This is a genomic window from Longimicrobium sp. (assembly GCA_036387335.1).
GTDB lineage: Bacteria > Gemmatimonadota > Gemmatimonadetes > Longimicrobiales > Longimicrobiaceae > Longimicrobium.
In genome coordinates this window covers 22,230-33,339 of record DASVTZ010000044.1, presented here as the reverse complement: position 1 = coordinate 33,339, position 11,110 = coordinate 22,230, and the positions used below count along the sequence as shown (strand labels likewise).

At 69.1% G+C, this 11,110-nt stretch carries 8 protein-coding genes; 6 read left to right on the top strand and 2 right to left on the bottom strand.

From position 1 onward, the window contains the following. Positions 1 to 413: 413 nt before the first annotated feature. A complete protein-coding gene (locus VF647_04355) occupies positions 414 to 1,472 on the bottom strand; it encodes an IS110 family transposase (GenBank protein HEX8451305.1) in 1,059 nt (352 codons plus the stop codon). A gap of 252 nt (positions 1,473 to 1,724) precedes the next feature. Between VF647_04355 and VF647_04350 the strand changes: the two genes are divergently transcribed. The 6 genes from VF647_04350 to VF647_04325 all read left to right on the top strand — a co-directional run bounded on the left by VF647_04350 (position 1,725) and on the right by VF647_04325 (position 10,616). Beyond that, positions 1,725 to 2,480, top strand: a complete 756-nt coding sequence (locus VF647_04350) for a tetratricopeptide repeat protein (protein HEX8451304.1) — start codon at positions 1,725 to 1,727, stop codon at positions 2,478 to 2,480. Positions 2,481 to 2,512: 32 nt separating this feature from the next. Next, positions 2,513 to 3,253, top strand: a complete 741-nt coding sequence (gene bamD, locus VF647_04345; GenBank protein HEX8451303.1) for an outer membrane protein assembly factor BamD — start codon at positions 2,513 to 2,515, stop codon at positions 3,251 to 3,253. Between the two features lie 17 nt (positions 3,254 to 3,270). Continuing rightward, positions 3,271 to 3,855 carry a nicotinate-nucleotide adenylyltransferase gene (nadD, locus tag VF647_04340; GenBank protein ID HEX8451302.1) on the top strand — a complete coding sequence of 195 codons (585 nt, stop codon included), beginning with the start codon at positions 3,271 to 3,273 and terminating at the stop codon, positions 3,853 to 3,855. Between the two features lie 16 nt (positions 3,856 to 3,871). Beyond that, positions 3,872 to 7,072, top strand: a complete 3,201-nt coding sequence (gene secA / locus VF647_04335; protein ID HEX8451301.1) for a preprotein translocase subunit SecA — start codon at positions 3,872 to 3,874, stop codon at positions 7,070 to 7,072. Positions 7,073 to 7,519: 447 nt separating this feature from the next. Next, the gene (radC, locus tag VF647_04330) at positions 7,520 to 8,269 is read left to right on the top strand and encodes a DNA repair protein RadC (protein ID HEX8451300.1); all 750 of its coding nucleotides are present in this window, start codon (positions 7,520 to 7,522) and stop codon (positions 8,267 to 8,269) included. A gap of 109 nt (positions 8,270 to 8,378) precedes the next feature. Continuing rightward, on the top strand, positions 8,379 to 10,616 hold the full coding sequence (locus VF647_04325; protein HEX8451299.1) for a bifunctional (p)ppGpp synthetase/guanosine-3',5'-bis(diphosphate) 3'-pyrophosphohydrolase: 2,238 nt from the start codon (positions 8,379 to 8,381) through the stop codon (positions 10,614 to 10,616). 18 nt (positions 10,617 to 10,634) lie between these two features. On the opposite strand, the gene VF647_04320 is transcribed toward VF647_04325, so the two are convergent. Then, the gene (locus VF647_04320) at positions 10,635 to 10,853 is read right to left on the bottom strand and encodes a hypothetical protein (protein ID HEX8451298.1); all 219 of its coding nucleotides are present in this window, start codon (positions 10,851 to 10,853) and stop codon (positions 10,635 to 10,637) included. Positions 10,854 to 11,110 lie beyond the last annotated feature (257 nt).

Here is an 11,110-nt window from a genome sequence, read left to right as displayed (position 1 = left end):
GTGAACGAAAGTCGCCATCGTCGGTCTGCGAGTGCGAAAACTGCAGTCTCACGCGGAGGCGCGGAGACGCGGAGGTGGAACGGCGGGGCTCACACAGAGACACAGAGAGAGAACTGAAAGAAGAGGTCTCTGTGGCTTGCTGTTCCCTCTGTGTTCTTCTATGAGAAGGCTTTGTCTGTCAAGGGCCAACGTGGTGGCCCTGCCGGCCTCTGGCCGGCAACTCGCCCCGGACCGCTCTTCTATCCGCACTCTGGACTGCACGCTCTTGGGCGCCGGTGCATGCTGGTATCCGATGACCTCTCCCGACGCTGCCAACTCTGTTGCGGCCTCAGCTTCGGACCAAGACACAGATCGCAGTCTTCGGCGGCGAGGTATGTGGGGCGAGTCTGCCCTCTCACAAGTTCAGCGTGGGGCTACGCGGCCCGCTTGCTCTGCCGGTCTGGATCGTATGCCGCCTCCGTGACCCAGAGGCGGTGCAGCAGCACGGCGAGCTTGCGTGCCACCGCTACGACCGCTCGCTTCTTGGCGTTCTTCCCGCCGCGCGCCGCGATCGCACTCCCGAAGCGCCGCAGGTCGCACTCGGGACCGAACGGTCCCAGGATGTATTGTGCTGCGCTGACCAGGAGGCGGCGGCCCAGCTCGTCGCCCGCTTTCGTGATGCCGAGCTGAGGCGTGCTGTCGCTGCTGTCGTCCAGGCGCGGCACCAGCCCGAAGTACGGCCCCACGTCCCGGCTCTGCTTGAAGCGCCTCGGGTCCTCGATCAGGAGCACGAACGCCAGCGCGGTCAGCGCCCCCACTCCCTTCAGCTGCTGCAGGCGGGCGACCGCCGGGTATTCCAGAGCGATCTGCTCCACCTGCCGGTCCATCGCCTTGATCCGCTGTGTCACGTCCGTGATGACGGCCAGCATCGGCTCCAGCACGACCCGCAGCTCACAGGGGATCTGATGGGCGGCGCGTCCGGCGAACACCTCCGCCGAGCAGATCGTGACCCGTCCTCCGATCGCTTTGACCGCGCCGCGCACGTGGTTGATCAGCTTGGTGCGCACCCGCACCAACTGGTCCCGCGCTCGAATCAGCTCCAGGTGTGCCTGCGCTTTCGCGCTCCGGTGCTGCACAGCGTGCAACAGCTTCACGTCGGCTCTGCCCTGCCGCGCCAGGAACTCCGAATCCGTGCGGTCGTTGCGTTTCTTGCGCCGCCTGCTTCCATACAGCTCGCTCGGATTCGCGACCACCACCTCATGGCCCAGCTCCGCGATCTGGCGCGAGATCCACGGCGAGTGCGTTCCCGCCTCCATCACCACGCGGCACCGCTCCCGACATCCGAAGTACGCCTCCACCGCGCTTCGCGTCGTCTGCACCACCGCGGTGCGGATCACTCGCGATGTCTCGTCCACCTCGCAGGTATGACTTTTCCGGTCCCCAAGGTCAAACCCGATGGTAATCTTCGGGAACCACACCGTATCGCTGCGCATGGCTGTCCTCCGGCTTCGGGGCGTCTTGCCCGTAAACGGTCATTTCCCTGGCGAGCGTAATCTACGCTACGCCGCGACCGGCCGGGGGCAGCCTTCTCATACCAACTCTGTGTGAGGCTTTTCTCTGCGTCTCCGCGCCTCCGCGTGAGACAAGCAGTTAAGAATGCACGCCACGCGCCCGGCGCCTTGCTCGCGGGCCGGGGGAGGGCCTATCTTCCCCCGGTTTCGCGCCCATCCCCCAGCGGAGGATCGATGGCCCCCGAAGCCACGACGGAGCAGCTCCTGGCGCGCGCCAAAGAAGCATACGCGCGCAACGCGTACCTCGCCGCCCTGGCCGACCTGCAGACGGTGGCGGAGCGGCACCCCGAGTTCCCGGACGTGCAGAACCTCATGGGGCTCTGCCTGTCGCTGGTGGGGCGCACGGACGAGGCGCTGGAAGCGTTCGGGCGGGCCACGGAGCTGAACCCCGGGTACGTGGAGGCGCACCTCAACCGCGCCATCACGCTCAACGACCTGGGGCGCACCGAGGAAGCCCGCGAGTCGTTCGCCCACGCGGCGGGCGCGGACGAGGAGAAGTCCGGCGGGCGCTTTCCCAGCGCGGCGGCGGCGCGGCTCGCCAACCTGCACCAGGACCTCGGCGACCTGTACGCCGAAGCGGGCGGGGTGGACGAGGCGCTGGCCGAGTACCGCAAGGCGCTGGTGCTGCGCCCCCAGTTCCTGGACATCCGAAACAAGCTGGGCCGCCTGCTCGTTGAGGTGGGCCGGCACGACGAAGCGATCGCCGAGCTGCGCGGCGTGGTGGAAGCCCGCCCCTCCTTCGCGGCCGCGCGGGCCAACCTGGGGCTGGCGCTGTACCGCGCCGGCCGGGTGGACGAAGCCGGGGCGGAGTGGCGCCGGACGCTGGAGCAGAACCCCGGCAACGCCCAGGTGTCGTCGTACCTGGGGATGCTGGAACGGCAGCGCGAGGGCGCCGCGGGGCGCACGCAGGATTCCGTCAACGACCGTTGAACAATGCCCCGCCCATCGGGGTACCGGCACCCATGAGACCCAAGCTACTTACACGCTGCGCGCCGCTGGCCCTGGTCCTGGCGCTTTCCACCGCGGGATGCTCGGTGTTCCGCGCCCCGCCCCCGCTCACCCCCGAGACCGCGTACCAGCGCGGGATGGCCGCGTACGAGGCACGCCGCTTCGGCCGCGCCGCGGAGCTGCTGCAGACGTGGGTGGACGCCTCGGCCGGCGACCCGCGCCTCCCCGAAGGGCTGTACGCCCTGGGGCGCTCGCGCATGGAGACGCACGAGCAGCTGATGGCGGCCACCACCTTTCTGCGCATCGTGACGGAGTTTCCCGCCACGCCGCGCCAGGAAGACGCCCGCTTCGGCGTGTGCGAGGCGTACCGCACCCTGTCGCCCAAGACGGCGCTGGACCAGGAGAACACCGAGACGGCGCTGCTGTACTGCGGCTCGTACGTGGAGTACTACGGGCAGACCGCCCGGTCGGACCGGGCGCGCCTCTGGGTGGCGGAGCTGCGCGACAAGCTGGCCCGCAAGTCGTACGAGGCCGGGATGTGGTACTTCCGCCGCGGCGCCTTCGACGCGTCGGTCATCTACTTCCAGCGCGCGGCCACGGAGTACCCGGACACCCCCACGGCACCGCAGGCGCTGCTGCAGATGGCGCTGGCGTACGACCGGGTGGGGTACAAGGAAGAGGCGCAGGAGACCCGCGCAAAGCTGCGGCAGAGCTACCCGCAGAGCCCCGAAGCGCGCACCCTTCCGCCGGCGTAGGGGCGCCCGCAGGCGGAATGCGCATCGGGGTATTCGGCGGGACCTTCGACCCGCCGCACCTGGGGCACCTGGTGGTCGCCTCCGATGCGTGCGAGGCGCTGGGGCTGGAGTGCGTCCTCTGGATCCCCTCGGCCGTGCCGCCGCACAAGCTGGGCACCGTGCAGGCCTCCGCCACCGCGCGGCTGGAGATGGTGAGGGCCGCCGTGGAGGGCGACCCGCGCTTCGAGGCCGACGACGTGGAGCTGCGCCGCGAAGGGCCGTCGTACACGGTGGACACGCTGCGCGAGCTCGCGGCGCGCCACCCCGGCGACGAGCTGGTGCTGCTGATCGGCGCGGACAACCTGCGCGAGATCCCCGGGTGGAGGGAGCCGGGCGAGATCCTGCGGCTGGCCCGCGTCGCCGTCCTCTCCAGGGACGGCGCGGGAGTGCCGCCGGACGCGCCCATCCCCGCCACCAGCGTGGCGGTAACGCGGGTGGACGTGTCCGCGACCGAAGTGCGCCGGCGCGCCGCGGCCGGAGAAACGATTCGATATCTGGTTCCCGATGCGGTCCGCGCGCTGGTCGAGCGCCGCGGGTTGTACCGGGAGCTTCCCCGTTTGTAAGGCGAAGGGTACGTCCATGTTGAAGACCATCGTCCAGGCCCTGTTCGGCACCCGCCACCAGCGCGAGCTGAAGCGGCTGGCCCCCATCATCGAGCAGATCAACGAGGAGTTCGAGCGGCTGCAGGGCCTCTCGGACGACGAGCTGCGCGCGCAGACGGAGCTATTCCGCGCCCGCATCCGCGAAGCCGTCGCCGAAGTGGAGGCGGAGCTGGCTGAGCTGCGCGAGGAGAAGCGCGCAACGCTCGTCGCCGCCGAGCGCGAGGGGATCGCCCAGCGCATCGGCGAGGCGGAGGAGCGGCGCAAGGAGGCGCTGGAAGGGATCCTCGACGAGATCCTTCCCGAGGCCTTCGCCACCGTCAAGGCGGCCGCCGCGCGCCTGGTGGGCAGCGAGGTGATGGTGACCGGCCAGCCCATCAAGTGGGACATGGTGCACTACGACGTGCAGCTCATCGGCGGCATCACGCTGCACCAGGGCAAGGTGGCGGAGATGGCCACCGGCGAGGGGAAGACCCTCGTCGCCACCCTGCCGCTGTACCTCAACGCGCTCACCGGCCGCGGCGCGCACCTGGTTACGGTCAACTCGTACCTGGCCCAGCGCGACGCGGAGTGGATGGGGCACCTGTACGGCTTCCTGGGCCTTACGGTGGGGTGCATCGACCTGCACGAGCCCAACACCCCCGAGCGCCGCGCCGCGTACCACGCCGACATCACGTACGGCACCAACAACGAGTTCGGCTTCGACTACCTGCGCGACAACATGGTGCACTCGCTCGACCAGCGGGTGCAGCGCCACCACGCGTACGCCATCGTCGACGAGGTGGACTCGGTGCTCATCGACGAGGCGCGCACCCCGCTGATCATCTCGGGCCCCGTGGGCAACGAGACCAACGCGGCGTACGCGCGCTACAACCCGTCGGTGGCCGACCTGTACCGCCGCCAGAACCGCCTGGTCAACGACTTCATCGCCCAGGCCGAGCAGAACATCGCCGCCGGCGACACGTACGGGGCGGGGGAGAAGCTCTTCCTGGCCCGCCGCGGCGCGCCCAAGAACAAGCGCCTCCAGAAGATGCTGGCCGACGACCCCGGGCTGGTGAAGATCATCGGCAAGGTGGAGCGCGACTACATGATGGAGAAGCGCGTCCACGAGCTGGAGGAGAACCTCCTCTTCTCCATGGACGAGAAGGGGCACAACGTGCACCTGACCGACCAGGGGCTCGACGTGCTGGCGCCCAACGAGCACGACGCCTTCATCGTTCCCGACATCTCCGAGGAGGTGCACCGGGTGGAGCTGCAGGAGGGGCTGAGCGTGGACGAGCGCCGCGCCCGCGTGGACGAGCTGGAGCGCGAGTACGCGGAGAAGAGCGAGAAGATCCACGTCATCCACCAGCTCCTGAAGGCGTACGCGCTCTTCAACAAGGACGAGCAGTACGTCATCCAGGACGGGCAGGTGATGATCGTCGACGAGTTCACCGGCCGCATGATGGCGGGCCGGCGCTGGTCCGACGGGCTGCACCAGGCGGTGGAGGCCAAGGAGGGCGTGTCGGTGAAGGCCGAGACGCAGACGCTGGCCACCATCACCATCCAGAACTACTTCCGCATGTACGACAAGCTCTGCGGAATGACGGGCACCGCGGAGACCGAGGAAGGGGAGTTCCACCAGATCTACGGGCTGGACGTGATGGTGATCCCCACCAATCGTCCCATCCAGCGCGACGACCGCCACGACCTGGTCTACAAGACCAAGCGCGAGAAGCTGAACGCCATCGTGGAGGAGGTGCGCCGCCTCCACGCGCTGGAGCTTCCCGTGCTCGTCGGCACGGTGAGCGTGGACACCAGCGAGACGCTGTCGCGCATGCTGAAGCGCGGCGGGGTGCCGCACGAGGTGCTGAACGCCAAGTACCACCAGCGCGAAGCCGAGATCGTCTCGCTGGCCGGGCAACCGGGCGCCGTCACCATCGCCACGAACATGGCCGGGCGCGGCACCGACATCAAGCTGGGCGCAGGCGTCACCGAGCCGCGCCCGACGACGGACGCGGAGGGGAAGGCGGTCACCGAGATGGGCGGCCTGCACATCATCGGCTCGGAGCGGCACGAGAGCCGGCGCATCGACCGCCAGCTCCGCGGCCGCGCCGGCCGCCAGGGCGACCCGGGCGCGTCGCAGTTCTTCCTCTCCCTGGAAGACGACCTGATGCGCCTCTTCGGCTCCGACCGCATCGCCTCCATCATGGACCGCATGGGGGCCGAGGAGGGGGAGGTGATCACGCACCCGTGGATCACCAACTCCATCGGCGGCGCGCAGAAGCGCGTGGAGATGCAGAACTTCGAGGCGCGCAAGCGGCTGCTGGACTACGACGACGTCATGAACCAGCAGCGCGAGGTCATCTACGATCTGCGCACCTTTGCCCTGGAGGGCGGCGACGAGCTGCGCGCCGAGGTGTGGGACATGGTGGAGCACGCGCTCCCCGTGCTGCTGGACGAGTACGCCAGCGGCGACACCGAGTCGTGGGAGCTGCACGCCCTCCGCCAGCGCCTCCTGCTCGACTTCGGGATGAGCCCGGACCGCCTTCCCACCGAGGACGGCGTGGGCCACGACTTCAGCGGCCGCGAGGATCTGAGCGAGTACGTGATGGACGCCGCCCGCGCCGCCTTCGAGGAGAAGCTGGAGCGCTTCGGCGAGGCCACCGACGCGGTGCTGCGCTTCGTGGTGCTCTCCACCATCGACGAGAAGTGGAAGGACCACCTGTACGACCTGGACCACCTCAAGGCGTCGATCGGCTTCCGCGGGTGGGGCCAGAAAGATCCGCTGGTGGAGTACAAGAAGGAAGCGTTCGACATGTTCGAGGACCTGATGAAGGACCTCTACGGCGCGGTGTCGCGCTTCACCTTTCGCGCGCAGCTCGCCCCGGCGATGGAGGCGCCGCCGATGGGCTTCTTCGGCTTCCCGCAGGGCACCGAGGAGGAGCTGATGGAGGACGCGGGGATGGCGCCGCCGCCCCCCGCGCCGGAGCCGGCCCCGCCTCCGCCGCCGCGCCGCGCGCCGCTGCTGGGCGTGAACCCGTACGCGCAGCTCGCCCCGGAGCCCTCGCAGCTCCACACCAACCGCGAGGAAGAGGGCGCCCTGCGCCCCGCCCCCGCCACCAACGCCGTGGGCCGCAACGATCCGTGCCCCTGCGGGAGCGGAAAGAAGTACAAGAACTGCCACGGGCGGAACGGGTGAACGGCGGGGAATAGGGGAATGGGGAATGGGGAATGGGGAATGGGGAATAGGTGACAGCGAGCGGGGGCGGGGCCGGAATCGGCTCCGCCCCCGCTTGCGTTTGGGTGCGCTGGCGCGCGTTTGGGGGCGCCGCGCGGACCGGTTTCGCGTAGGGGCTTCTGCGGCGGCGGGTGTGGTGTGATGTTGGGGGTGGGAGGGGCCCTCACCCCCGCTCGTTCCTCGCTGCCCCCTCTCCCGATAACAGGAGAGGGCTGCGCCCTCTGTTATCGAGAGAGGGGGCGAAGCCCGCGCGCGGCGCACAAATTCCGTAGGGGCGCGATTTATCGCGCCCGTGCCCGCCGCCGCTCCGCCGCTCGTCACAGCGCACCGAACCTGTAGGGGCCGCCCCATGTGGCTGCCCGTGCCATCCCGGACGCCGAACCCCGCCCCCGCACCCATTCCCCTGCCGTGACCACCTACACCATCAAAGAATGGCCCACCGCCGACCAGCCGCGCGAGCGCCTGCGCATGCTGGGGCCGCGGGCGCTCGCGTCCAGGGAGCTGCTGGCGCTGCTGATCGAGACCGGAAGGCCCGCGCAGGAGGGAAGGGTCGCCAAGACCGCGCTGGACTTGGCCGGCGACTTGCTCCGCTGGACCGCGCAGGGCGGGAGCGGCCACGAGTCGCTGCGGCGCATCCTCACGGCGCCGCCCAGCGCCATCTGCGAGGTGTACGGGATCGGGCCGGCAAAGGCGGCCAAGATCCTGGCCGCCATGGAGCTGGGCCGCCGCGCCACCGAGGAGGTACGGGGCGAGCGCGACCGGATCGCGTCCCCGCGCGACGTGTACGAGCGGATGCGGCTGGTGATGCGCGACCTGCCGCAGGAGGAGTTCCACGTCCTCCTCCTCAACACCCAGAACCAGGTGCTCCGCGACGTGGTGGTGACGCGCGGCACACTGGACGCCTCGCTGGTGCACCCGCGCGAGGTCTTTCGCCCCGCGCTGGCGGAATCTGCGGCGTCGATCATCCTGGTGCACAACCATCCCAGCGGCGAGCCCACCCCCTCCGCAGAGGATCGCGCGGTCACCGTCCAGCTCGCCGAAGCGGGGGAGCTGCTGGGGATCCCCGTGCTCGACCACGTGGTCGTGGGCGAGGGGCGCTACGTCTCGTTCGTGGAGAGCGGGATCCTGGAGGGCGCGAGGGCTTCCCCCATGGTGTAGATTGATTGCATGACTACTCTCGTCCCCCGCAGGCCAACCGCATCCTTCGCCGCGCGAATTCGCGCGGCGGGGGCCGGCGCGCGGCCGCAAGCCGCCCGAGGGTAGCGCCATGGCCGCCTCCCTCCTCCCCGCCCGCGAGGACGCGGTCGAGCACGCCCGCGCCATCCTGCCGCCTGAGCTGTTCGCGTCGCTGGAGCCGACGCTGGACCGGCTGGACCTGGACCGGATCACGCGCGCCTACGAGTTCTCGGGCGTGGCGCACGCCGGGCAGAAGCGCCATTCGGGCGAGGACTACATCGTCCACTGCGTGGAAGTGGCCCGCATCCTGGCCGACCTGCACCTGGACTCGGTGACCATCGCCAGCGGGCTGATCCACGACGTGGTGGAAGACACATCCGCCACGCTGCAGGACGTGCACGACGCCTTCGGGGCCGAGGTGGCTACGGTGGTGGACGGGCTCACCAAGATCAGCAAGGTGCAGTTCCGCACCAGCACGGAGCAGCAGGTGGAGAACTTCCGCAAGCTGCTGCTGAGCATGGCGCAGGACGCCCGCGTCATCCTGGTGAAGCTGGCCGACCGCCTCCACAACATGCGCACGCTGGAGCACCTGCGAGAGGAGAAGCGCCGCCGCATCGCGCAGGAGACGCGCGAGATCTACGCGCCGCTCGCGCACCGGCTGGGGGTGGCGCACATCAAGTGGGAGCTGGAAGACCTCTGCTTCAAGTTCCTGGAGCCCGAGCCGTACAAGGAGCTCGCCGCCAAGGTGGCCGAGAAGCGGCGCGAGCGCGAAGAGCTGATCGAGCAGATGCGGGAGCCGCTGGAGGGCGACCTGCGCGCCGCGGGGATCGAGTGCGAGGTCACCGGGCGGCCCAAGCACCTCTGGTCGATCCGGCGCAAGATGGCGCTGCGCGAGAAGAGCTACGAGGAGATCTACGACCTGATGGCGGTGCGCGTCATCGTGGACACGGTCACGGACTGCTACCACGCGCTGGGGGTGATCCACAACCGCTGGACGCCGCTCACGGAGCGGTTCCACGACTACATCGCCACGCCCAAGTCCAACATGTACCGCTCGCTCCACACCACCATCTTCGGGCCGGGTGGGCGGCTGTACGAGATCCAGATCCGCACGCGCGAGATGCACCGCACGGCGGAGTACGGGATCGCGGCGCACTGGAAGTACAAGGAAGGCCCGCGCGGCGGCGACGACGTGGACTCCACGCTCTCCTGGTTCCGGCAGGTGCTGGAGTGGCAGCAGGAGACGCGCGAGCCGGAGGAGTTCATGGAGTTCCTCCGCATCGACCTCTTCCAGGACGAGATCTTCGTCTTCACGCCGATGGGCGACGTGAAGCAGCTCCCCAAGGGGGCCACGCCCATCGACTTCGCCTTCGCGGTGCACACGCAGGTGGGGCTGCGCTGCAACGGCGCCAGGATCAACGGCAAGATCGTTCCGCTCTCGCGCGAGCTGAAGAACGGCGACACCGTGGAGGTGCTCACCGACCAGAAGCAGCGCCCCTCGCGCGACTGGCTGGCGTTCGTGAAGACGGCGCGCGCGCGCAACAAGATCCGGCAGTGGATCAAGGAAGAGGAGTTCGGCTCGTCGGTGCGGCTGGGCCGCGAGTTCATCGAGCGCGAGATCCGCAAGTCGCGCCGCGAGAAGGTGGGCGACGACCGCTTCGCCGAGGTGGCGAAGAAGCTGGAGTTCGCCGACTCGGACCACCTCTTCGCCGCCCTGGGCCGCGGCGATCTGGGCCCCAGCGCCGTCATCCGCGAGCTGTGGCCGGAGACGGTGGAGGCCGCGCCCGTGCGTCCGCCCTCCGCCTTCGAGCGGCTGGTGTCGCGCGTGCGCGGCGCGGAGCCGGAGCGGGGGCAGGGGGTCAAGATCCAGGGGATCGACAACCTGATGGTGCGCTACTCCCAGTGCTGCCAGCCGGTGCCGGGCGACAAGGTGACGGGCTACGTCACGCGCGGCCGCGGCATCTCGGTGCACCGCATCGACTGCCCCAACATCCTGCAGCTCCGCGACCACCCGGAGCGCCGCACGGAGATCGAGTGGGAGACCGTCGCAGGCGACCGCTTCTTCGTGCGCCTGGTGATGGAGGGCACGGACCGGCGCGGCCTCTTCGCGGACATCGCGAGCACCATCTCGTCCACCAACACCAACATCAAGAGCGCCGACATCACCGCCGACGAGCACGGGATGCACGGCCAGTTCGTGGTGGAAGTCGAGAACCTCACGCACCTCACCCGCGTCATCAACGCGGTGCGCAAGGTCAAAGGCGTCATCAAGGTGGAGCGCCGCGAGCAGATGGAGCTGGCGGGCGAGGGTGAGGCGGCGGAGGCGTAGCTGCGTCGGACCGTAGGCTCAGCCGCCCGGACGCGCGTGAGATCTGACGTCCTCCGGGTCGAAGATCGAGCTGACCATGGGGTGCAGTATACGTTGAAGACAGCTCACGTGCGCGTTGAACTCGATGCTCCCGAGACGCTTGGACGGAATCCAAAACGAGGTCAGATCCTCCCTGAAAACGCGCTCTCCGCAGAGCCCGCAAATCTGGTAGTACATCACCACGTCTGGCTCGGTCATGTCAGTCTTCGATGTCGTGGCCGCCGAAACGGCGCGAGCCTTTCCTGAGGCGTCAGTCGGGTTTCTACAGGGGTAATCTGATCGGAGCTGGAACGCAAAGACTTTGACGATGCCCGGCGGAGCGATTCCGCCGGGCTTCTCGCATCCGAAAACCGGCCAGGGTCTTGCGGATCGCGGGCGCGGGAGCCAGCGTGTGGGGCTCGCGTTCCGTGTGAACTTCGGGGTTTGTTCGGGTAATAGAAGGGGCGATCCCGCGC